The sequence below is a fragment of the Microbulbifer variabilis genome (genome assembly GCF_020524905.1).
GTDB classification, from domain to species: Bacteria; Pseudomonadota; Gammaproteobacteria; order Pseudomonadales; family Cellvibrionaceae; genus Microbulbifer; species Microbulbifer variabilis_A.
Genome location: NZ_JAIVKI010000010.1, coordinates 44,160 through 67,204, shown reverse-complemented (window position 1 = coordinate 67,204; position 23,045 = coordinate 44,160). Strand labels below are relative to the sequence as shown.

The window sequence follows — 23,045 nt, the reverse complement described above, 5'->3', positions numbered from 1 at the left end:
ATGAATGAGCCTCTTTTTTATTGTCTCGCAACATACTACAAACAATAAATAATTTCTCGCTGGCTCCGAAAGATGGCAGGTTTCGTCTATAAGGACGGGAGAAGTGAGCAAGCGATAACAACAATCAGGAATGGGAGAAGAGAGTTGGACATTGACCGCAGCATTCTCGATGTATTTAAAGGCGCTTGCGCCAAATTTAGTGACCGACCGGCTTTCACCTGCCTGGGGCGAACCCTGACCGTTGGTGATATCGATACCCTGAGCGCAAAGTTTGCCTCCTATTTACAAAATCACACCAATTTAAAGCCCGGTGATCGCATCGCTATCCAGCTGCCCAACGTACTGCAGTATCCTGTGGTTGTTTTTGGCGCTTTGCGTGCCGGACTTGTGGTAGTCAACACCAACCCGCTGTATACCCCGCGTGAATTGAAGCACCAGCTGAATGATTCTGGTGCAAAGGCACTGGTAGTACTGGCTAATATCGCCGATACCGCCTCCACTGTTGTGGCTGAAACCAGTGTGGAAAAAGTGATCGTTACCGAGATCGCCGACCTGCACAGCCCCTTAAAGCGGATTCTGATCAACGGTGTTGCCAAGCACATCAAAAAGATGGTGCCGGAATTTTCCTTTGCCCAACAGGTGAATTTCCGCGAGGCTCTCACTCTCGGTGCACAACAGGCCAGCGAAGATATTGAGCGCGCACCAGAAGATGTTGCCGTGTTGCAATATACCGGTGGCACTACAGGTGTTGCCAAGGGCGCGATGCTGACCAATCGCAACCTGGTTGCCAATATGCAGCAGGTACTCGAAGCGTTTGGCAGTGGTATGAAGGAAGGCGAGGAGTTCTATATCGCTCCGCTGCCTCTCTATCATATTTACGCCTTTACCATCCATTGCATGTGTTTGTTCTCTACCGGCAACCACTCCCTGCTGATTCCCAATCCGCGCGATATTCCTGGCTTTGTGAAAACCCTGAAAGGACAGCGCTTCACCGGCTTTGTCGGTCTGAACACCCTGTTTAATGGCCTGATGCTGAATAAAGATTTTGCTGAGTTGGATTTCAGTAAACTGCATTCCACGGCTTCTGGTGGTATGGCACTAACAAGGGATACCGCCAAACGTTGGGAGGAACTGACCGGCTGTGTGGTTATGGAAGGTTACGGTATGACGGAAACCTCTCCCGTTGTGTCTTTTAACCCCACTGACGGCGTGCAGTTGGGTACCGTGGGTATCCCGGTTCCGGGAACCGAGGTCAAGGTCGTGGATGAGAACGGCAATGACTTGCCGAACAATTCTCCCGGTGAACTCTGTGTACGTGGCCCTCAGGTAATGAAGGGCTACTGGCAGCGCCCCGAGGCCACTGCTGATACCCTCGACAGCGAAGGCTGGCTGAATACCGGTGATATGGCAGTGATCCAGGACGATGGTTACATCAAAATTGTGGATCGCAAGAAGGACATGATTATTGTGTCTGGATTCAACGTATATCCCAATGAGATTGAGGATATCGTCAGTGCCCATCCAAAGGTGACCGAAGCTGCGGCAATTGGTATCCCCGATGAAAAGAGCGGCGAGCAGGTTAAGCTTTTTGTGATTAAAGCTGACCCTTCCCTGACCGAGAAAGAGGTTATCGCTTTCTGTCGTGAAAATATGACAGCTTACAAAGTGCCGAGGTCGGTTGAATTCCGCGATGACCTGCCGAAGACCAATGTTGGCAAGATTCTGCGTCGCGAGTTGCGCGAAGAAGAGTTGAAGAAAATGGATGCGGTCGGCGCCTGATCGATAGCTAACCCGCAAATTATTGACGGGTTATTGCGACACATGGATGTGTTGCCGTAAGTCAATCGAGCATTCTCAGTCTATAAAAATCCCCACAAATTTCCCTATCTAAATCAATAACTCCCCGGTGATGATCAAATCTAAATAGATTTATCCTTTTGTTGTGTGGGGTGGGTTATTTTCCTGTGCTTGTATGTATGAAGGTTATCCAAAAGCCCAGCTGGAAACAGTTGGGCTTTTTTGGGTTAGCTTGCAAATTCCGAGATCAAGATATGGGGGGGAAAGATTGCCCTCTATGAGAGCTGGCTATATCGATGAAGGAAAATCAGGTTCTACTGCGGTGATGCTGAGCTTATCACCGCAGTAGAATATTCGAAGAGTATTTATTTGCGGGCTTCGGCACTCGCGTCGCGAATCGCACGGAACTCGTTGCCCTCATACCAGTTGGGCCAGTCGCGGCTGTTGGCTAGCTGCAGACCCAATTTGAGACCAAGCTGCAGATCCATGGCTGATCCCTTCAGGTTCCAGGAGGGATCATATTCATCGCCGGGTTTATGGTAGTGTTGGCTGACATACTCGGCGCCTTTTGCCTGGGCCCACTCGCGGCCATGCTCAAAATCGTCGGTGCCGGAATCGAAATACAGCATGGGTACGCCTTTTTTCGCCAGGCTGAAGTGATCTGAGCGGTAGAAGTAGCCGCGCTCAGGGTGCTCTTCCGCAGCCAGGTAGCGGCCCTGTTTCTTGGCGGATACTTCCAGCAACTGCTCCAGCTCACTACTGCCGTAACCGATTACCGTAATATCACGGGCCGGACCCAGTACGTTCATGGCGTCGAAATTAATGCCGGCGACGGTTTTCTCTAAAAGGGCAACTGGCTTTTCGGCATAGTACTTGGAGCCAAGCAGACCGGATTCTTCAGCGGTTACGGCAACGAACAGCAATGAGCGTTCCGGGCGATCCAGCTTCACCGCCTCTGCCGCCATAGCGAGTAGGCCGGCAGTGCCGGTGGCGTTATCTACGGCACCGTTAAAGATATGATCTTCACCTTCCGCGTTCTTATTAATACCCAAGTGGTCCCAATGCGCGGTGTAGACAACCACCTCCTCGGGGTGCTTTTTGCCTGGCAGTTTGGCGACCACGTTGAGGGAGTTGGATTTCTGCAGGCTGTTTTTCAATTGTACACTGGCAGTAACGCCTAGAGCCTTGGGTTTGAAGCCCTGGATTTTGGCTGCATCCATTTCCTTTTGTAGATCTAGGCCGGCTGAACGGAATAGTGCATTGGCGGCTTGGTTGGTCATCCAGGCCTCAACGGCAACCCGGTCAGCGTTCTGGTTCTCGGCTTCGAGGCTGACTTGTGCCCCCGACCAGGAGCCACTGACCACTTCCCAGGGGTAACCGGCGGCATCGGTTTCGTGAATGATAATTGCACCATCGGCACCCTGGCGGGCGGCTTCCTCGAACTTGTAGCTCCAGCGACCGTAATAGGTCATGGCATTGCCATTGAAGAGCGCCTCGTCCTTGGTCGCATACCCGGGATCATTGACCAAGATGACTGCGGTTTTGCCTTTCATATCCAGGCCGGCGTAGTCATTCCAGTTGTTCTCTGGTGCGACAATACCGTAGCCAACAAATACCAGCTCGCTGTTTTCCAGGGAGGAGCCGGCAGTTTGTCTCTGGGTGAAAGCCACTATATCGTCGATCGGTTGCAACAATTGCTCAAAACCATCTCCCTTAAATTTTAGGGGAGTGGTTTCTATTTCCATTTCTACGATAGGTACCTGCTGGAACCAGCTGGGTTTGCCTTTCGCGTCCAATGCACCCGGCACCAGGCCCAGGGCCTTGAACTGTTCCGCCAGGTAATTAACGGTGAGTTCTTCGCCTTTGGTGGCAGGCGCGCGCCCTTCGAACTTGTCGGAGGCGAGGATTGCAATATGTTTGTGTAGGTCTGCGGCAATCGCATCAACCTGAGCCTGTTCGGCTTCACTGAGAGATAGCTTGGCGTTGCTTGCCTGATGGTGCTCAGCATGGGCCGCGCTGTGGTCAGCGTGCGGTTTGGCTGATTCGGTGGTGTCTTTGCCACAAGCGGTCAGTACGCTGCCAACGGCAATGGTCAAGCCGAGGCGGCGCCAGCGGGTAGGGATTCGCATAATTATGTCCTGTGAGTCTTGCTCAGGCAGGGATTATGCACGATATAAAGCAAACTAACGATAGTGCTCACGGAACCCAGGCAGTATGGAAAGGCTGAGGGTATTTGGCAGGAGAGAAGAGCCCGCGCGACTAACACGGGCCCGCACGGGCCCGAAAAAGCATGTATTAGGGAGTGGTTGGGTCGGGGTTTACTCGCTGCGCAGCCACTGACCTTCAGTCGACTGGTCTTGATAGTTAATCCAGACCTTGTCGTAGCCGGTGGCTTCCTTCGCTGCCTTCAAGGCCTGATTGTCTTTACTGTTGGTAGGTACCTCAAAGGCATACTGGCTGCCGAGGGCTTGGCAATTGGCGCTTCCGTAAGCCCAGGGGCCGATAGAGGCGGTGGCCGCCCAACTGCCATCAGTAATATTCTTGCAGGCGAAGCTGTATTGATTACTGCAGTTGGAATCGTTCCAACGTCCATTGCCCCACTGCATCGCACAATCTTCATTGTTGAGGTTATTGGGTTCGTTTTGATCCCAGGACCAGATGGCGGCGGCGATACGACCGTCACTAGTGTTCATATTGTCGAGGTTGATAATGTTGTGGCCCAGGGCAAAGCCATTGCGCACATCGTTAGCGGTGATCCTTTCGATGCCGCCACTGAAAATCTCGCCGATTGTTCCGATGGTGGTACTGTCCTCCCACACCCGGCCGATTTCTCCGAGTCCGGTAAAGGCCATATTCTGCATGCTGGTGTTTCCAGAGCAGCCTCCATCCTTCCAGAGCACTACCTGTTTACCGGCTGCGAGCACCTGGTTCTTGGTGAGCGTGGTGGGAATACTTTGGCAGCCACCACTGTAATAGATTTTGTCACCGAATCTGCTGGTTAACTGATCGTAGAGATCCTGGTGGTGGCCATCAGAGTGGTCCTCGATGTAGAGAATAATCACCTCATCCTGATTGGCGCTGTCATTCAGCCAGTCCTTCACCTCATTGAAACCTTCGGTAGCGTATTTGTCATTCAAACTGCAGAATCCATGACAGAGCAGCAGGCGTTTGGGGTATGAGAAAAGGCTCTCCATTTTTGCCGTCCAGTGAACGTCCAGCTCAATAAATCTTGCCCCCAACCGCAGCTGATCCTTGATGGAATATTCCTGTTGGGGATCTAGATAGCGACAGCCCACAGAGAAGTTGCAAGCCCGATAGACCTCTGAATTGTAAGAATTGTGTGTGCCGAGAATATTGTTCTCGCTCATAGGGGTGTGGTTGTCGATTTTCCGTTGCAGGTCCAGGGCCCTGCCTGTCCAGCTGTTTTGGAAGTCGGTGACGCTATCCGCCAAAAGTGGTGTACTGACAAAAAACAGGATGAAAAAAGCTGCATGAATCAACTGCTTGATAGAGCGTATCATTATTATTCTCCGGGGAGTTTTTTTGGATTGCAGGCCTTTCAATTCAGAGGTGTGAATTGAAAGTCTTTGTTGATTTTGGTTGGGTTTATTATTTTTCTTATACTGCCGGTAAGCGCTTTTAATTGTTTTTACTATGGATGGCTGTACCTGTCTATAGGTGGCGTTTCACGTTACCGATTTTTGCGGTTAAGGTTGGTTTTATATCGAGGCTAATAGCAGTAAGTCTGAATATCTTGTTTAGAATGTTACTGCTCAATTGACTACTTTTTCTCTTTAAACTCAGTCGAGTTAGGAGGTTTTAGTAGGGGGTTGACTCTTGGTTTATATGGTGGGTGGGCACCAACTAATTGTGCGATTGCCTTTGTTTTATATTGGAGGCTTTTTATGAAGGGAGCTTTTAATTGGAATTTTTTGTTACATTTTTTCCTTATGTTTATTTTTGTAGGTACTGCAGATTAGTGTAAAGTCTCTTTTTTATGAGTTTTTAAAATGGTAGGGCGAATTTTTTGGGATTGAAAAAAGAATCTACAAGTAGCTTTTTTGAGAGCAAAGGGTTGTGCGTGCGGCTACAGGTGGGATTTTAATGGCCACCTCTCGAGTTCACTCCTCTGAGGTGGCGCTTATCGAAGTTATTTAAAAGATTTTAAAACTTCGCGTATCGGGTAAAGGATATCGCGGGCCAATTGCTGGCTGCGTGCTGGGGACCAACCTTCCACTGGGTCTGGCAGGTTGTCGTTATCCTTAAACGGCATTTCCAAGGTCAACGCAAGAGTGCGGAACTGGTGGCCTGCCCATGCGGTGCCAATAGTAAGATTGGCCTCGCCGGGTTTGTCCAGCTCGTAACCGTGCTTGGTTTGGAAGTCGGGGCTGATTGCTTCGTAGGCCTGTTTAAAGGTCTCTTCCAGTTTCGCATGGCGCTCGTCATAGCCGGGAATACCCTCACAAGCGGCGACAAAGTTGTAGGGAAGTGCTTCGTCACCGTGAATATCCAGGAAGATATCCCCGCCGATTTCCAGCATCTTTTCTCGAACCAGGAAGACTTCCGGGCTGCGCTCCATACTTGGATTGAGCCACTCACGGTTCAGGTTGGCCCCAGCGGCATTGGTGCGTAGGTGACCGCGAACGCTGCCGTCGGGGTTCATATTGGGAACCACGTAGAAAACAGTATCCGCGAGGAGTTTCTGGGCCTGGGGGTTGGCATCATCCAACAGTGCTTCGAGGAATCCTTCCACAAACCACTCCGCCATGGTTTCCCCAGGGTGTTGGCGTGCGATCATCCACACTCGGTGTTTGGCACTCTCGGCATCTCCGATCGTGAGCATGGTCATATCGCGTTGATCGAGGGTCTTGCCGAGGGTTTGGATCCTCACCCGCTCATTGCTCTGTGCCCAGGCCAGCAGGTCGAGGTGGCGTTCCCAGGAGTAGGGCGCAAAGTAAGCGAGATAAATGCTGGGTTCATCCAGGGTTACGGTAAAGTCGAGGGATTTGCCATCGTAGTTGGCGCCGATACGGAACCAGTTCTGGCGGTCATAGGAGGCGCATACCCGGTAGTTTTCCCAGCCTTCCGGGTAGGCGGACTTGCCTGCATTGACAATACTTAGCGGATAGCTGGCGCCTACCTCTCCTTCTAACCGAAAGTGAAACCACTGGTAGAAATCGGAGTTGTTATCCTGGCGTATTGCCAGCTCAATCGGGCTGCTTTCAGCGTTGATCACTTCGATATTGCCGCTGTCAAAGGCACTGGTTATGTACATGTAGTGAGCTCCACTCTTGTTGTTGGGCGCAGGATACAGCTCTGGAGGGATTTTTTCAGGGGGAGAATGGTGGATTTCGCCAGTTATGGGTGCAATTTTGTACTTTCAAAAATTAAAAAAGCACGGTACCGCATTCGATACCGTGCTTTAGCCATTCCATGGCGGCACCCGCTACGACTACTGCTCCCTGAAATTTCCGGTGTCGGACCCCTGGCGACTGCTCACTGCCCGGCCTGATCACAAGTGCGTCACTCCACACTGTCAGAAATCGACTACATCTCCTTAACATCCCGCAACAAGTGCTGGTTAAAGTTTAGGCAGTACCATTGAGCAATTGTTGTACGTTGGTGCAGATAGGCGTAAATTTGCTTATCTTTCATCCCGTCAATAATGAGTTGTACGAGGTGTACTGGGGGAAGCTTAAAGGCTTGGCGGAACTCATTTCAGGGGGATATACCCGCCTGGACAATATTTTCAAAGTCAATAATAGAGGTAAGCCATGAATAGAAAACTCAAGAGTGGCATCGTATTCATCGGTTTGTTGACCGTGGTGATCAATATGAGTGCTTGTGGTTATTTTTTATACCCGGAGCGCAAAGGGCAGAGTGGTGGGAGAGTTGACCCCGCCGTATTGATACTGGATGGGGCGGCACTGCTGTTTGGCATTATTCCCGGAGTTGTGGCTTTTGCAGTGGACATCACCAATGGCACCATTTATTTGCCGCCGGGAAGTAGCTCGGTGATAGAACGTCACGTTAGTAGCCTGGATGGAGGCGAAGTGCGCCAGGTGATCGATGAAGAGGGGCAGGCCTGGCTTGAGTTGCCGATAGAAACTTTCACTTCAGAAGAAAGGACCCTACAGAGTCTCGGGCAAACCTTATCCGATGTCACCGAAAGCCAGATCGATACCAGTGATATCGTTTGGCTTGAGGACTCTGCGGCCTTGCGGGCTGCGACGACTACACAAACCGCATCGCGTTAGGTTTTGTGCCGTTCTTTTCTTTTAGTTATGGGGACTCCAAGTTGGCACTTGTCGTCCCTTTTCCCTTCATTGTTTTTTCTCTCAAGTAGCGCTGGCTCAATACAGACCTTCTAATGCCAAAGGAACCACGCTGGCCGCTAGTAGTAGGCCCATGGCGATATTAAACAGCCGTAGGTGATTGGGCTCGGTCAGGAATCGCTTTAGCCCTATCCCAAAGAACAGCCAAATAGCGACACAGGGACCACCAATGGCAATAAAGGCCAAAGCGATCCGCACAATGTCTTTCCATACTTCTCCATTTGGGCTGGTAAATGCTGCGAGTGCGCCTATAGCCATAATCCAGCCCTTGGGGTTGACCCATTGAAAGGCGATAGCTTGAAAAAAAGAAAACGGGTGGCGATCACTGGCGGAGTCTATCTCACGAGTGGAGGCGATAAGCCATGCTAGATAAAGTAGGTAGCTTATGCCAACCCAGCGGATAATTTCATGAAGAATGGGAAACTGGCTGAATAGTGAGCCGAGCCCTAGCCCCACTGCAATGACCATAGCCGGAAATCCGAGCCAGATCCCTAAGAGGTGCGGCAATGAGCGGCTGGCTCCGTGATTAAGCCCCGATGACATAATCATCAGGTTATTGGGGCCGGGAGTGATGCTGGTGGAAAAGACAAAAAGAGCGATGGGTAACAGCGTTTCTATCAAGGGAGCCTCGGGTTCCATTTTGGGCGTCATGCTAAGATGCAGGCAAAACTAGGGAAGCACAAGTGAAATTGATCGACAGCCACTGTCATTTTGATTTTGATATTTTTGAGCCGGACCGGGCCCAGATTTGGCAGCGCTGTACAGATGCTGGGATCAATCAACTAATCATTCCCGGTGTTTGTATATCGCAATGGCAAAGGCTTGCGCATTTGGTCGGCAATCAGCCGCATTGGCATGCAGCTGCGGGGGTCCATCCATGGTGGGTTTCAAAAAATTGTGCGGAAGAACGAGATTACAGGGAAGAGGCCGAACTGGGCAGGTTGCTGGCTGAGCACCTAAAGCAAAACCAGTGTGTTGCTGTCGGGGAGTGCGGCCTGGATGCGGCTATAGCGACTCCCCTGGAAAGGCAGATGGCTGTATTTAAAATCCAGCTGGAAGTTGCCAGTGATTTACATTTACCGCTGATTCTACATGTACATCGAGCGCACAACGAAGTGCTCAAACTATTGAAGCAATACCACCTCCCTCGGGGAGGAGTGGTGCATGCATTTAGTGGTAGTGAGCAGATGGCCATGGAGTACTGGAAGATGGGTTTTTATCTGGGCGTTGGTGGCACTATCACCTACAGCCGTGCTGCAAAAACCCGTCGAACGGTTGCACGGATGCCGCTGGAGAGTTTGATACTAGAATCCGATGCGCCGGATATGCCGTTGTCAGGCCGGCAGGGACAGCGAAATAGCCCGGAAAATCTACCATTAATAGCTGCTGAATTAGCAATTTTGCGCGATGTTTCCCTGCAGGAAGTGGCCACTGCAACCCGAAAAAATACTGAGATGTTATTTTCCCTATGAGTTTTTCCGCAGAACAATTCAAAAAGCAGTTTCCACTTTTTTCCCAGGAGGAAAATGCGGGTCTTGTCTATCTGGATAATGCGGCCACCACACAAAAACCGCTGTCGGTCATTAATACGATGCGGGATTACTATATTCACAGTAGTGCCAATACCCACAGATCTAGTCATCGGCTCGCGCGCAAGTCTACAGAAATGGTTGAGCAGGTGCGTGATAAAGTCAGGCAGTTTGTGAATGCCGCTAGCGCAAAAGAAATTATTTTCTGTCGCGGTGCAACTGAGGCCCTGAATCTTCTCGCCCATTGCCTTTGCAGTGAATTAATGCCCGGTGATGAAATCGTTATTTCCACGGCTGAACACCACGCAAATATCGTACCCTGGCAGATGGCGGCCAAACGCCATAATCTGATCCTGCGTTATGTGCCACATACTGCTGGGATACCCCAGTTTGATCGATTGGGGGAGGTGTTGAATGAGCGTACCCGAGTGGTATCTCTGACAGGTGGCTCCAACTCAATAGGCTTGCGTCCTGATCTCTCGTTAATCCGCCAATTACTGCGGCGTATGCACGTAATGTGGGTCGTGGATGGAGCCCAGTTAGCCGCTCATGAAGAAATTGATGTGCAGAAGATTGGCTGTGATTTCTTTGTTTGTTCCGCGCATAAGTTTTACGGTCCCAGTGGGATAGGTTTTCTCTATGGGCGGGAAACCCTTTTGGAGTCGATGCCGCCCTGGCTCGGTGGGGGTGAAATGATAACGGAGGTGGAGTTCCAGCAGAGCCGCTACGCCGAATTACCGCATAAGTTTGAGGCGGGTACATCACCACTCGCAGCTATTGCCGGATTGGGCGCCGCACTGGATTTTCTCTCCCGACAGGATCGTGTCGCCATGGCCGAACATGAACAACGGCTGACACGTTCGCTGCATCGGGAGCTAAATGCTTCCCCAAATTTTCGCCTAATCAGCCAGGTTCACCACAATTTGGGAATTATTGCGTTTGTACCGGTTCATGGTAGCGCTACAGATTTAATGCATTGGCTGGACGAACGGGATATTGCCGTGCGGGTGGGGCACCATTGCGCGCAAATATTGGGGAAAACCAGTGGCAACCAAGTTACTGTGCGCGCTTCTTTAGCTGCCTACAATACTGACAGTGATATCAGGGCTTTTTTGCTGGCTCTGGAAGATTACTGTGAGGTTCAGCAGTTGGCCACATCAGGTGAGGAAATAGAAACCACTAGCTGGACTAGAGATGATTTCTCCTTGCTACAACTCGAGCGCCTAGCTTCCCATCGAAATTGGCAGGGGCGTTACCGAGAGCTATTACTGTGGAGTAAAGTGGTTTCCCGCAAGCCGGAGATCCGTAATCCCGAGAATCTCGTTCGCGGTTGTGAATCGGAAGCCTGGTTGGTACATCAGGAGATTGATGGGCGTCATTTTTTTGGGCTCGACAGCGATAGTCGGGTGGTAAAAGGGCTAGGAGCACTTCTGCTTTCTCAGATAGATGGCTGCACTGCGGAGGAAATTGAAATGCTGGACCTGCCCCTGCTGTTTAAAGAGCTGGGGCTGAGTAAACATTTGAGTCGGTCTCGCAGCAATGGGTTTTACGCTTTAATGCGTCGAGCCTTCCACCAGATAGAGAGCGATGCAAATCGGTTGTGACAGAGTTATAAGCTTTGGTTAATCGGACTCAGGAGCGGGGGTTTACCAAGTGTTTTGGCTTTTAGTCCGAATAGTAAGCGTAACAAGGACGCTCGCCGAATTATAAATTCGTGAATGGCGATACACCCTATCACCGTTATTAAAAAGACCAGAAGTGGCTCAACAACCGGCCCCAGGGATAACCCTTTGAGCCTAAAGATTGCCATAACAGTAATGGTCTGGTGCAGGATGTACCAGGGGTAAACTGCCTCTGTGGCATAGGGCAACCATGCAAAGGGATGGTTCAGGTAATGGTGTCCCCACGCCAATACTGCCAGTAGCCAAAACCAACGGTTTGCATAAATAACAATCAATTGAATTAATGACTGCCCAGGAAACATATCCCCTTCCAATCCCCGATCGAACAGCAGGAACAGGCAAAAACAGAGCGGTGCCGCAACCAGTAGGAAGATACGCAGTCGCACGAGTAGCTTCCATGGGGCTTTATTACTTACCAGCAGGTAGCCAAGTAAAAAGAAAGTAAAAAACTGCGCATGGGTATACCAATCACCAACAACGGCGTGGTTTATCCCACCAAAAAGCGGGAAGAGGTAGAGGCCGTATAAGGTGAGGGGTAACAGCGGCATGAACAGAAGCTGCCATGCCTTGAGGCCAGATATCCAGTATTCTATTCCTGCCTGATAGGCCCGCAGAAAATAAGCTACTGGGACTATGGCTAGCGTGTAGCAGAGTAGGTAGGGCAAATACCAGAGGTGATTCCAGGTGAGGCCGACATGGCTGCCTGCAAAGCTATCGGCTGGCCAGGGTTGAAACGTAAAGTATTGCCAGAGGAAGGTTAGGTATCCTGGCTCTATAACGCCGTTGGAGAGCGCTTCATAGTAGGCTTGTGGTGGCACTACAACTAAAATGCCGAAGAGAAGCGGGATAAGCAGTTGTCGTAATCGCTGGAGTAGAAATCGAGCGCCCCCCAACCTACCAAACAGGAAGTAAGTCGCGGCCCCAGAAATGAGAAACAGTAGTGGCATTCGCCACTGGTTGACTGCCAGCATCAGGATCTGAAGAGATTCACTCTGATGAGTACTCTTCACATGCCAGCCCCATTCGGCCACATAGGCCATTCCCAGGTGATACAGAATCAGTAGGCCAAAGGCCAACACGCGGAGGGCATCGATGTCATGGCGACGCTGGGTGACTTTTTGCATAGCTTCCTTCATTTGGATTTGAAACGAGTTCCGCTATGCTCCATGGAGAAATGCCCTGTCTACCAGCCAAAAAACGTGAGATGCACTGCTATAGGTGTGAGTGGTGGTTTTCAGGGGTGAGTTGTGGCTATGCTACTGGCGAAATTTCATGGGGATTGGGATCAATGTCGGTACAGCTGTACCTGTCGCGCAGACGGCAATTTGAAATAGCACTCTGGATTCTTTTTTTAATTGCGCTTTGGCTGGTGCAATTTACAGTGGTGTATCTGGAGCATCTCGGAAGGGAGACCAGATTTCAGCCTTGGGAGTTTCTGGTTTGGGAGGGGACCAGCATTCTTGTCGTGGGGCTATTGTTCCCATTGATTTTAATCTGGGATCGTCGCTTTCCCCTGAGTAAAGAGACGCTCGCTCGAAATCTCGTTATACACCTACTACTGACCCTGCCTTGGTCGCTTTTACATGTTGCTGCTATGGTGGCACTGCGTACGGCGATCTACTATCTCGAAGGTGGCTCTTACAATTTTGGTGATTGGGGGAGTGAGTTTTTCTATGAGTATCTGAAAGATTTCCGCACTTATGGAGTTCTCTTGGGCTCTGTCTATTTATACCGCTTTTTCTTACATCATTTGCAGAATGAGTCTCAGAGTGAGTCAGTACAACGCTCGCGTGACGGGCGGCCAGCAGACTCGATTGAGCGTCCCGAGCGCCTTTTAATAAAGAAACTGGGAAAAGAGTTTCTGGTGAATGTCCAGGATATTGAATGGGTGGAAGCTGCCGGGAATTATGTAAATTTACACTTGGGAGACAGGATTTATCCCCTTCGTGACACCATGGCAAAGTTACTGGGGCGCCTAGACCCAGATACTTTTGTTCGAGTGCATCGCTCCTATATTGTGCGTTTGGACTCAATCGCCGAGATAGTGCCCTTAGAAAGCGGGGATGCGCGTATTTGCCTGAAAGGTGGCCAGCAAATCCCTGTGAGTCGACGCTATAGGGATTTGCTCAGGGCTCAGCTGAAGCCGGTTTAACTTGTGCCTTTTGCCTGTAAAAGTCGCTCAATGGCTCGGGAGGCTGCCACAAAGCCAAAAGTGCCGGTAACCATGGTTGCTGCGCCAAAGCCACCGCTGCAGTCTAATTTGACCCCATCTTGCATGGCACTCTTCTGCTGGCAAACTTCACCATCGGGTTTTGGATAAACCATCGCTTCGCGGGAGAAGATGGCATCCACACCAAACTGCCGTTTACTGCTTTTTTGGAAGTTGTGAAAACGGTAGAGGTGCTGGCGCACCTTGGCCAGCATGGGATCGTTGATGGTGCGGCCGAGGTCTGCACACTCAATAGCCTGTGGGGAGCGCTTTCCGCCGGCGGAGCCAACAGTTATCAGGCGCAACTTGCGCGCCTTGCAGTAGGCCACAAGGGCGGCCTTAACCCGTGCATTGTCGATGGCATCGATAACAATATCAATCTGAGCTTTATCTGGGGCTATCAACTCGGCCAGGTTGTCCGTGGCGATAAAGTCATCGATAGAAGAGACATTTATCTCGGGGTTGATCTGCCTGAGTCGGTCGGCCATAACCTCGACCTTCATGTGCCCAACGGTGGAGGATAGGGCATGGCACTGGCGATTGGTGTTGGTGATACAAACATCGTCGAGGTCGATTAGTGTCAGGGCGCCTACGCCACTGCGGGCTAGTGCCTCTGCAATCCAGGTGCCCACTCCGCCGATGCCGATGACTACCATGTGGGCCTGGTTCAATTTCTCCAGGGCGTGATTACCGTACAGGCGGCCGATACCGCCAAAGCGTTGCAGGTATTGTTCAGACAGACTCATTGGGGTTCTTTTCCGATACATCTTCCAGAAAACGGTGTTTTTGTGCCGCAGATGGCAACAGGCAGCTGTCGCGCCGGCCAAACCAACGATAGCGATTGCGCGCTACAAGGTCGTAGAGCCAGTCCCGCACTGGGCGCGGAATGTAGCGCAAAAATGCAAGATAATGCCAGTAGCCATCCAGGTCGGCTGAGATACGCAGGGCCGCCTCACTCTTATGATATTGCAGGAAAGTGTTTCCTTGGCGCTCCAACAGGATCACACTCTCATAGGTTTGCAGAGGTAGTCCCAGCTTCCCCAAGTAATACTGACCGGCCTGAGACTGCACTCGGCAGAGGGTGAAGCGACAATGCGGATCATACTTAAGGAGTAAGCGGCTCCAGCCATTGCAGAAGTTGCACTGGCTATCGAAAAGAACGATTTTCTCTGGTGTAGAAGGGGGCATAGGGGGGAATGGGCGACCCAGAGGGCCGCCGAATAGCTTAGTGCACGTGGCCGTGGTCGATCTCTTCTGCGGTCGCTTCGCGTACGGAGATAACTTCGATCTCAAAGTGCAACTCGACACCGGCAAGTGGATGATTGCCATTAATGGTGACTTCATCGCCATCAATATCGATAATTTCAACTTCGATAGGGTGGCCATCGGTGCTTTGGGCATGGAAAGCCATGCCGACCTCCAGCTCTTCTACGCCGCCAAAGGCACTGCGTGGCATAGTTTGGATCAGTTCAGGGTTTTGTTGGCCGTAGCCCTCTTCAGGAGAGATCACGGCGGTGAACTTGTCTCCAGGTGCCTTTTCCAGCATTTCCCGCTCGAGGCCAGGAATAATGTTGCCCACGCCCTGCAGGTACTTGAGTGGCTCCCCATTGGCGGAGGAGTCGATGACTGTTCCGTCTGCATCTTTCAGGGTGTAGTTGATTTCCACAACTGTGTGGTTGGCAATCTTCATGGATAGTCTCTGATTGAAGAATGAGTGAAGTAGCGCTTACCGCTGCGCTGGAAAACGGTAGGTAAAGGCTATGAGGAAGTAATTGTATTGAGAGGTTACACACGCCGCAACTTGTGCGGCGCAAGGGGTATCAGCAGGCAATGGAGAGGTCTTGTTCGCAGCCACCATATAGGCTGCTCGCTGCTTGTATAAGATTTGTACTAAGCTGCCATGGAAACTCCAGCTCCTCAAAGCGGGCCTCCAGGTATTCGAGCAGGGCATCGAACAGGGCTGGATTCAGGCCGCGGGCTAGAAAACTGGCGCGACTGCTGCGATCGGGCTCGGGTTGTTCGGAGAAGGCGTGGTTTAGGAATTGTGCCTGGCGACTTTGTTGTTTGCGGTGATCACAGGTTTCGTAACTGGAAAGGTGGCGGCCTATGGTTTCGTAAAATTCATTGACTGTATGACAGACAAATTTAGCACCACCGACCTGTTCTAACAGGCTGTTCATATCTCTCCCCCCGGTGAGCAGTTGGTACTGAAATATAAAATTCCGTAGAGCCGAAAAAATATTGTGATAGAAAAAATGCACAGAATGCATTGGCTCTAATACGGTACAACATTAATTGCTGTGCAGCGTAAGTCATATTCTCTTGGACTGCCAACGTACTTTAAGAAAATTGTCATTCTGTTCGACAGGTAGTTACCTGTCTTGCTTTTATCTACGCCAAATAAAAAATCGCTATTTATGTTGGTGTTTTTTATCTCTTTACTCTGTGTTTTTTAATGTAGATGTTAGACTGCACGATTGAACCAAATAAAAAATTGCAACTCTTTGGATTGAATTATGGCAAGCATTTTTACACAAATTTTGAATGGGGACTTACCGGGACATTTTATTTGGAGGGATGAAAAAGCGATTGCAATTTTGACTATTTCTCCCATCAAACCGGGACATTGCCTGGTAATCCCGGTAGAAGAAATTAATCATTGGGACGATGTACCCGCTGAACTTGCGGCGCATCTAATGTTGGTTGCACAAAAAGTCGCCAAAGGGTTGAAGGCAGTGTATTCCCCTAAGCGCGTTGGAGTGATGATTGCAGGTTTGGAAGTACCGCATACACATATCCATCTGATTCCCGTCAATGAATTGACTGACTTCGATTTTTCCTTGCAAAAGAGCGCAGCGCCTGAACAACTGGCCGCCGAAGCAGAGAAAATCCGTAGCACCTTAAAGCATCAGGGGTGTTCGGAGGCTGAGTGCGCTTGATGTTTTTTTTGGGTGGACTCTGACTAGCTGGTCTCCTTTCTGCGCCTCTGGAATTATTTCTGGAGGCACTGCATCCAATTCGTATACTCGGGTAGTCAGTAATAGATGACAGTGATAACTACGAGAATTTTACAATGGCAACCACTAGAAAAGCTTTTTTAGCCCCTTTGTTAGCTCTGCTGGCCTTTTTTGCTGTCAGTAGCGCCCTCGCCGAGGCTGAAAAAAAGGAAAGTAAAAACTTCGATGTCAGTGGGTTTACCCGAGTCTCCCTGCGAGGTAGTTCCCACGTTGAAGTGATTCAGGGGGATCATTTTGCCGTAAATGCTACTGGTCCAGCTGATGTAATGCCCCACGCTAAAGCAGAGGTTAAAGGTAGCACGCTGGAGTTGTCTGTAGATGACAACACTCAGCACTGGTTTGGTGTGATCACCATTACCCGGGACCTGGATCAGAAGGTACAGTTTACGGTTACCATGCCAAAGGTTGAGGGAATCGAGGTGACAGGTTCCGGCCAGGCAGTGGCAGAAAACCTCGAAAGTGAAAAGCTTGACCTTAAAGTCACAGGTTCTGGTACTGTGCGCGTTGCCAAAGCGGCGGCTGAGAATCTCAGTGCTTACGTTACAGGCTCTGGGGACCTGATCCTGGATAAAGCATTATCCGTCAACAGTGAAATTGGCATCAGTGGCTCAGGTGATATCTTCCTTGGTGGAATCACCGGTGAGAAGCTCACAGCAGAAATCAAGGGCTCGGGGGATATGCGAGTTGGAGGTCGTGTAGCCGACGTTAACATTCGAATCATGGGGTCTGGTGACTTTGTCGGCCGCAGTCTGCGTGCGGATAACGCCAGTGGTTCTGTGATGGGGTCCGGGGATATCGTCCTGAAACGCCCGCTGAAAGATTCCTTTTCCGTGATGGGATCGGGCGACGTTGCACTGGTAGACTAACCCCCGCGGTCAAACTTCATAGCTGGCACTGTCTAAAAGACAGTGCCCACCTTTTAGGGCCTCATCTACTTCGGCCTAATTTTCTATTTTGGAAGTGTACTCCCCATGGAATCGCAGGTGACAGGGATTAGGCTGATGAGCCTGGAACACCCTTCAGATCAAAAAGATACACGCAGTCGGCGTCTCAAGGAAAAATTGCGCCAGTGGGGAAGGGGTGCACAGGAGAAATCTCATTGGGTTGCCGAGCGCCTTATGGATCGCCGTATCTGTGTGGGTGTGACGGGACTAAGTGGTGCGGGCAAATCGACCCTGCTCACCAGCCTGATTTACCAGCTGAGCCATCCACAGAAAGCACAGTTGCCCGGCTTTGCCCCCGCATTAAATGGAGACTTACTCGGCGCGGAAATAAAGCCCGCCCTCGATTCCGGCCTGCCAGTCTTTGATTATGAAAGCTGCCTGAATGCCTTGATGTCAAACCCGCCCAGGTGGCCTAAGAGTACCCGCGATGTCTCGGCGATGGAGTTACATATTCATCTTCGACGCCATCGCCGTTTTCGTGGCAATGGGCACAAGACCCTGATTTTGGAGCTGCGGGACTATCCGGGTGAGTGGTTGATGGACCTGCCAATGATGCGAATGGATTTTCGCGATTGGTGTCGGCACCAGGCCCACATTATTGGAGGTGATACGCGAGCCGGGTTGGCGCCGGAGCTTTTGCAACGTTTGGCTGCGCTTTCTCCTCAGGCTGAAGCAAAGGAGTCAGAATTGACCGCACTGTGGCGAGATTATCGCCAGTTTCTCTTGGATTGTCGCGGTGAGCGTAAACTCAGTTACCTGCAGCCTGGACGTGCGCTTTTGGATGATGAAGATTACCGGGTATTACCCCTGCTGGACCTTAGGGGCTTTAGTGCCGATGAGTTGAGGCAGTTGCCAGAGAAGAGTAACTATCAGGTTCTACGCCGCCACTATGAAACTTATGTACATGACAGGGTGGCCCCTTTTTTGGATAGTCACTTTAAGCATCTCGACCGGCAACTGGTTTTGGTGGATATGATCGGTACACTGTTTGCAGGCGAGCAGGCCCTGGAGGATATGCGTCTGGCGTTTACCCATATTGCCGATACCTTTCGCTACGGAGATTCCGGTCTATTGAGCAAATTATGGCGACCAAAGGTGAATCGTCTGTTATTTGCCGCTACCAAGGTTGATCAGGTGCTCGCGGCCGATCACGACGCCCTGCGTCAGCTTCTTGGGCAGCAATTGCAGCAGACCTTTACCGGAGCACGTCACCGAGGCTTACCGATTTTTAGTGAAGCGATTGCCGCCGTGCGGTGTTCTCGCGAGGATCAGCGCAATGGGCGGCGCATGTTGGTGGGGCATGATCTGAATGGGCGTTACCTGGGCTTTGAGAATGCAGAGATATCTTCACATTTGCCTAGTGAAGAGGGCGGTTGGAGTCACTACACTGGCGCAGCTCCGCCCCAGTTGCGCCCTCCGCAGGGTATGGATGCCGGCTCAATCCCACATATCCGTGTCGATGCGCTTTTGAATTTGTTGCTTGGAGATAAGGTTTGATGGGTGATGAGAATAAAGAGGCTCCGCGCCGAGTAACCCGAATAGAGTCCTTACAGGAGCCCGAGAGAGAAACCCCTCACAGGGATACTACACGTGTAGAAAGCTTATTCGAAGAGGAGGGGGACATTCCGCGATCGATTACCACAGGCGAGTCTCTGCCCGACAGGATTGCTTTTTCGGAGCTGCGCTTACCCGTTTTTCGCCTTAAATGGTTAAAGCCTGCGCTAATCTCATCTGTTGCATTAATAGTGGCTGTCCTCGCTTGGGAATTGCGTCAGTTGTATACCTGGGCTGCGGATAAGCACTGGATGCTCGGTGTTCTCGCGGGTGTAGTGATAGCAAGTTTTGCTGCAGCAATTATCAGCTCTTTGTGGGAGTTTTTTCGCGCTGGCCGACCACTGCGCAAGCTGCAAAAAACACAGGCGATGGCGGCTGAGATGCGGGAGTGTCGCAGTCACGAGGAGGCGGAATCTTTCCGCCGACAGTTGCAAGAACACTTTTCGGAGAAGCCTCAAGGAGTGTTGCTCAACCGGGTATTGGATGACGCACCGGATTACTATGACAGCAGTGAGTTGCTGCAGCATCTTGAGGTCACTTTCCTCAATGCCCTCGACCAGGAGGCTCAGCGCCGTGTAGTTCGTCACTCGACGACAACGGGTGCATTGGTGGGCCTCAGCCCTTTTGCCAGTGTTGATATTCTGGTAGCTCTGCGCCAATCGTTACGAATGATCGACGATGTGGCACAAATTTATGGAGTGCAGCCATCAATCGTAGTGCGCTGGCGCCTTTTCAAGAAAGTGCTCGCGCTGGTGGCCTATAGTGGTGCCAGTGAATATGCGATTAGCGAGATGTGGCCGGATTTGGTGGGAGATAGCCTTGTTGGGACAGTTTCTGCGCGCTTGGGGCAGGGCGTGGGAGCAAGCCTGTTTATGGCGCGAATCGGGCTTGCTGCCATGCAAAGCTGTAGGCCTATCCCCTTTGCCGAAAAGCAGCGTCCGCGCTTATCTGCGTTAATAAAGCGTATTGGCATCGGGCTGAAGGAGCGCATGCCGGAAGTTTTCTCTGTGGTTGGGTTTGGTAGTCGGGGTGCGAATACACCCACTAAGTCTGGGGAGAAGTTTTCACGAAAACGATGAACTTATCGAAGGGGGCCCGCAAGGGGCTGCGGGCCGGGAGATTGTGGTGCCCAGCGGCACAACCTTATTGGAACTGCTTTTTCATCAGTAGGCGCGTATGGTGGCGATCAACCAATTCTGCCAGCGTGGCAAAGCGACGCTTGATAAAGGGGGCGGGGTTGTTATTTCCGGCATCGTCCCGATATTCGACACCAGAGCGCACATGTTGCAGTTCTCGGGTTAGCTCATTGATCGCCGAAAAAATACTTTGGGTGTCGTCCTGGCTATAGAAAACGTAGGTGTTATTGGTGTCTACCAGATAGGCATTACATTCATTTAGCCACTCCAGTCGCTGCTCTAGAAAGCGGATGGTATTTCGAATACCGCCTTTATACTCCGGGTTGAAGTGCTCATTCACGTATTTGTCCAAGCTGCGCATGCCTGAACCTACAAATTGCTCCACCACACTGTCGCAGTAATCTTCAGTGAGGTAAGCGGGGTGGGTATTGGCATTGCTCAGGGAACTCGTGATTAGCAAAGACAAAAGCCCCAATGTTCGGAGAATGGCTAAAGAAGGAGAGTTCATTGTCTTGCCCATGGGTTACTCTTTCCAGTGACTGTTATTCTATCCGCCAAACCTACTCAGTTGTTTTAACACTTTGTTTGGCGAAGTATTTTTTGTGATAGTTATCACATGAATATCGAAGCGCCCAAAAGGAGTCAACGGTTATTAAGTGCGGAATGGCAGCTCTGACGCAAAAAGTGTGTTGCGAGGATTGTTTCCCGCAGAATTTAATTAGGATTGGAATTTAAAACTGAGGTTTACTTTGGCTGAATATGAATTTGATCTTTTTGTGATTGGGGCGGGCTCTGGTGGTGTACGAGCCTCGCGCATGGCTGCTGCCCAGGGTATGAAAGTGGCGGTGGCTGAAGATCGCTATATGGGCGGCACCTGTGTAAACGTGGGTTGCGTTCCCAAAAAATTATTTGTTTATGCCAGTGGCTTTAGTGAAGACTTTACCGATGCCAAGGCCTACGGCTGGGAGAGCTCTTCCGCTGAATTCCACTGGCCAACTTTGCGTGACAATAATGCTCGTGAAGTTTCACGACTAAACGATATTTACCGTAATTTACTTGCAAATTCCGATGTAACCGTTATCGATGGTCGTGCCAAAGTGATGGGCGCCAATAAGGTCGTGGTAAATGACCGTGAATATACTGCCAAGAGGATTTTGGTGGCGACAGGTAGTTGGCCTTTTGTCCCAGAAATTCCCGGCAAAGAGTTTATCTTAACCTCCAACGATGTATTCTCAATGGAAACCTTCCCCAAAAGAGTGCTCGTTGTTGGTGGGGGATATATTGCCGTTGAGTTTGCGGGCATCTTTGCGGGACTGGGATCTGAAACACACCTTTCCTACCGCCGTGATTTATTCCTGCGGGGCTTTGATCGCGATATTCGCCACTTTGTTCGCGATGAGATGGTAAAAAAGAACATCGATTTGAAGTTTAACCATCAAGTGAATGCCATTGAAAAATTGCAAGATGGTAGTTTTCTAGTGCATGCCGAGGACGGTTCCAGTTTAAATGTGGACATGGTTCTCTATGCGACGGGCAGGGTTGCCAATACCGAAGGTCTCGGCTTGAAAGAGCAAGGGGTGGTGCTACACAGAGATGGCACCATTTCAGTAGATGATAATTTCCGCACCAATATTCACTCTATTTATGCCCTCGGAGATGTTACTGGCGAACCGCAGTTGACACCAGTGGCGCTTGCAGAAGCGATGGCTCTAGTGAAGCATTGGCGTACCGGAAAAACGGCAGAAATTGATTATAACAATATTCCTACTGCAGTATTTTGCCAGCCAAACATTGGTACTGTGGGGTTGTCCGAAGAAGAGGCGAGGGATTCTGGGCTTTCGGTTACTATCTATAAGTCAGAATTTCGCCCTATGCGCCATACAGTGAGCGGAAATACTGAGCGCACACTAATGAAGCTGGTGGTTGATGCCGATACCGACAAGGTGATTGGCGTGCATATGGTTGGTGATGATGCTGGTGAGATTATCCAGGGCCTGGCTGTGGCTCTGAAGGCGGGTGCGACCAAGAGAGTCTTTGATGAGACAATCGGAATTCACCCAACGGCTGCAGAAGAATTTGTCACTATGCGTACACCAGTAGGCGGTTGATTTTGCTTCCTTATCTTGCGTTTAAAGTAGTTTGGGATGCGGATACATTAGTTTCTTTATCCCCAGGTTGACACAAAAACGGCGCAAATGCGCCGTTTTTGTCTTTGCGGGATTGCTCCCTTACTCTTCACTCTTCCTCAACTACTTCGTAAAGCGCCTGATGGCGCTTCGCTTTTCTGCGCTCGCTGCGCTCTTTTAGACAGCGTTCGGCGGAGGCAAATGTGTCATTCACGGCGCGGTGAATGGACTCATTTTCATTACTGATGGTCACGGGATTGCCACTAATAGCAAGTTCAAGTGAGGCTTTGTATTGCTTGCCTTTGCTTTTGTGTTGGTGGGGAGCTTCCAGAACTACACGACTATGTATGATGTCGCCACAATAACGTTCCAGTTTGTGTAACTTTTTAGATACCGTGTTTGAGAGGGCGGCTGATTTGTCGATATCGCGGAACACAATGTTATCGTTAGGCGCAGATTTCATGGATAAATACCTCCGGTTATAGGAAACCATGCAGGCCGCTTGAGCGGTTTGCTATTCAAAGAAGGTAGGGCGCCCTAGTTGGGAGGGGTCGGGTCCGCAGTTGAATCGCCGAGTCGCCGGTAGCGCAACGAATAATTGCTGTCTGTACAGCACTGGGTGTTTTACGTCCGGGTCGGGTTTTCCGCTGTGTCCAGCGATCGTCTCCCTGTTACCCATAATGCTTCCGCTAAAAAAAAAATCAAGCGCTATCGCT

At 50.6% G+C, this 23,045-nt stretch carries 21 protein-coding genes; 10 read left to right on the top strand and 11 right to left on the bottom strand.

Translation table 11 applies throughout. From position 1 onward, the window contains the following. The first annotated feature begins 144 nt into the window (after positions 1–144). Positions 145–1,779 (top strand): AMP-binding protein, encoded by a 1,635-nt coding sequence (locus LC073_RS12610; RefSeq protein ID WP_264190549.1) that lies wholly within the window; start codon positions 145–147, stop codon positions 1,777–1,779. A gap of 383 nt (positions 1,780–2,162) precedes the next feature. On the opposite strand, the gene LC073_RS12605 is transcribed toward LC073_RS12610, so the two are convergent. The 3 genes from LC073_RS12605 to LC073_RS12595 all read right to left on the bottom strand — a co-directional run bounded on the left by LC073_RS12605 (position 2,163) and on the right by LC073_RS12595 (position 7,072). Beyond that, positions 2,163–3,926, bottom strand: coding sequence for a M28 family metallopeptidase (locus LC073_RS12605; protein ID WP_226647586.1), 1,764 nt, complete (start codon positions 3,924–3,926; stop codon positions 2,163–2,165). Positions 3,927–4,115: 189 nt separating this feature from the next. Then, complete coding sequence (locus LC073_RS12600; RefSeq protein ID WP_226647584.1) at positions 4,116–5,318, bottom strand: phosphatidylinositol-specific phospholipase C domain-containing protein; 1,203 nt, start codon at positions 5,316–5,318, stop codon at positions 4,116–4,118. 629 nt (positions 5,319–5,947) lie between these two features. Continuing rightward, on the bottom strand, positions 5,948–7,072 hold the full coding sequence (locus LC073_RS12595; RefSeq protein WP_226647582.1) for a M14-type cytosolic carboxypeptidase: 1,125 nt from the start codon (positions 7,070–7,072) through the stop codon (positions 5,948–5,950). Positions 7,073–7,571: 499 nt separating this feature from the next. Between LC073_RS12595 and LC073_RS12590 the strand changes: the two genes are divergently transcribed. Then, positions 7,572–8,054: a hypothetical protein gene (locus LC073_RS12590; protein ID WP_226647580.1), complete on the top strand. Its 483-nt coding sequence runs from the start codon at positions 7,572–7,574 to the stop codon at positions 8,052–8,054. A gap of 96 nt (positions 8,055–8,150) precedes the next feature. Here the strand turns inward: LC073_RS12590 and LC073_RS12585 are convergent, their stop codons facing one another. After that, the gene (locus LC073_RS12585) at positions 8,151–8,783 is read right to left on the bottom strand and encodes a LysE family translocator (RefSeq protein WP_226647578.1); all 633 of its coding nucleotides are present in this window, start codon (positions 8,781–8,783) and stop codon (positions 8,151–8,153) included. Between the two features lie 32 nt (positions 8,784–8,815). Between LC073_RS12585 and LC073_RS12580 the strand changes: the two genes are divergently transcribed. Beyond that, complete coding sequence (locus LC073_RS12580; protein ID WP_226647576.1) at positions 8,816–9,604, top strand: TatD family hydrolase; 789 nt, start codon at positions 8,816–8,818, stop codon at positions 9,602–9,604. Further along, entirely contained in the window at positions 9,601–11,265 is a 1,665-nt protein-coding gene (locus tag LC073_RS12575; protein WP_226647575.1) for an aminotransferase class V-fold PLP-dependent enzyme, read from the top strand. The genes LC073_RS12580 and LC073_RS12575 overlap by 4 nt, the downstream gene beginning before the upstream one ends. Positions 11,266–11,270: 5 nt before the next feature. Here the strand turns inward: LC073_RS12575 and LC073_RS12570 are convergent, their stop codons facing one another. After that, entirely contained in the window at positions 11,271–12,467 is a 1,197-nt protein-coding gene (locus tag LC073_RS12570) for an acyltransferase family protein (RefSeq protein ID WP_226647573.1), read from the bottom strand. A 164-nt stretch (positions 12,468–12,631) separates the two neighbouring features. Between LC073_RS12570 and LC073_RS12565 the strand changes: the two genes are divergently transcribed. Beyond that, complete coding sequence (locus LC073_RS12565) at positions 12,632–13,495, top strand: LytR/AlgR family response regulator transcription factor (RefSeq protein ID WP_226647572.1); 864 nt, start codon at positions 12,632–12,634, stop codon at positions 13,493–13,495. Here the strand turns inward: LC073_RS12565 and tcdA are convergent. The 4 genes from tcdA to LC073_RS12545 form a co-directional block, all read right to left on the bottom strand. Next, complete coding sequence (gene tcdA, locus LC073_RS12560; RefSeq protein WP_226647570.1) at positions 13,492–14,298, bottom strand: tRNA cyclic N6-threonylcarbamoyladenosine(37) synthase TcdA; 807 nt, start codon at positions 14,296–14,298, stop codon at positions 13,492–13,494. The two genes, LC073_RS12565 and tcdA, sit on opposite strands and share 4 nt — an antisense overlap. After that, positions 14,285–14,740, bottom strand: coding sequence for a thiol-disulfide oxidoreductase DCC family protein (locus LC073_RS12555; protein WP_226647568.1), 456 nt, complete (start codon positions 14,738–14,740; stop codon positions 14,285–14,287). The genes tcdA and LC073_RS12555 overlap by 14 nt, the downstream gene beginning before the upstream one ends. A 37-nt stretch (positions 14,741–14,777) precedes the next feature. Next, positions 14,778–15,242: an FKBP-type peptidyl-prolyl cis-trans isomerase gene (locus LC073_RS12550; RefSeq protein ID WP_152454109.1), complete on the bottom strand. Its 465-nt coding sequence runs from the start codon at positions 15,240–15,242 to the stop codon at positions 14,778–14,780. Positions 15,243–15,372: 130 nt separating this feature from the next. Next, positions 15,373–15,732 (bottom strand): hypothetical protein, encoded by a 360-nt coding sequence (locus LC073_RS12545; protein WP_226647567.1) that lies wholly within the window; start codon positions 15,730–15,732, stop codon positions 15,373–15,375. A gap of 336 nt (positions 15,733–16,068) precedes the next feature. Between LC073_RS12545 and LC073_RS12540 the strand changes: the two genes are divergently transcribed. The 4 genes from LC073_RS12540 (at position 16,069) to LC073_RS12525 (ending at position 20,146) form a co-directional block, all read left to right on the top strand. Continuing rightward, positions 16,069–16,491, top strand: coding sequence for an HIT family protein (locus LC073_RS12540; protein ID WP_226647565.1), 423 nt, complete (start codon positions 16,069–16,071; stop codon positions 16,489–16,491). Between the two features lie 134 nt (positions 16,492–16,625). Further along, on the top strand, positions 16,626–17,435 hold the full coding sequence (locus tag LC073_RS12535; protein ID WP_226647563.1) for a GIN domain-containing protein: 810 nt from the start codon (positions 16,626–16,628) through the stop codon (positions 17,433–17,435). Between the two features lie 135 nt (positions 17,436–17,570). Further along, positions 17,571–19,010 (top strand): YcjX family protein, encoded by a 1,440-nt coding sequence (locus tag LC073_RS12530; protein ID WP_226647561.1) that lies wholly within the window; start codon positions 17,571–17,573, stop codon positions 19,008–19,010. Beyond that, complete coding sequence (locus LC073_RS12525; RefSeq protein WP_226647559.1) at positions 19,010–20,146, top strand: TIGR01620 family protein; 1,137 nt, start codon at positions 19,010–19,012, stop codon at positions 20,144–20,146. Before LC073_RS12530 ends, LC073_RS12525 begins: the two co-directional genes overlap by 1 nt. A gap of 64 nt (positions 20,147–20,210) precedes the next feature. On the opposite strand, the gene LC073_RS12520 is transcribed toward LC073_RS12525, so the two are convergent. Then, positions 20,211–20,723: a hypothetical protein gene (locus LC073_RS12520; protein WP_226647557.1), complete on the bottom strand. Its 513-nt coding sequence runs from the start codon at positions 20,721–20,723 to the stop codon at positions 20,211–20,213. Between the two features lie 229 nt (positions 20,724–20,952). Between LC073_RS12520 and gorA the strand changes: the two genes are divergently transcribed. Then, on the top strand, positions 20,953–22,311 hold the full coding sequence (gene gorA, locus LC073_RS12515; protein WP_226647555.1) for a glutathione-disulfide reductase: 1,359 nt from the start codon (positions 20,953–20,955) through the stop codon (positions 22,309–22,311). Between the two features lie 127 nt (positions 22,312–22,438). On the opposite strand, the gene LC073_RS12510 is transcribed toward gorA, so the two are convergent. Next, complete coding sequence (locus tag LC073_RS12510; RefSeq protein WP_226647553.1) at positions 22,439–22,792, bottom strand: HPF/RaiA family ribosome-associated protein; 354 nt, start codon at positions 22,790–22,792, stop codon at positions 22,439–22,441. Between the last annotated feature and the right edge of the window lie 253 nt (positions 22,793–23,045).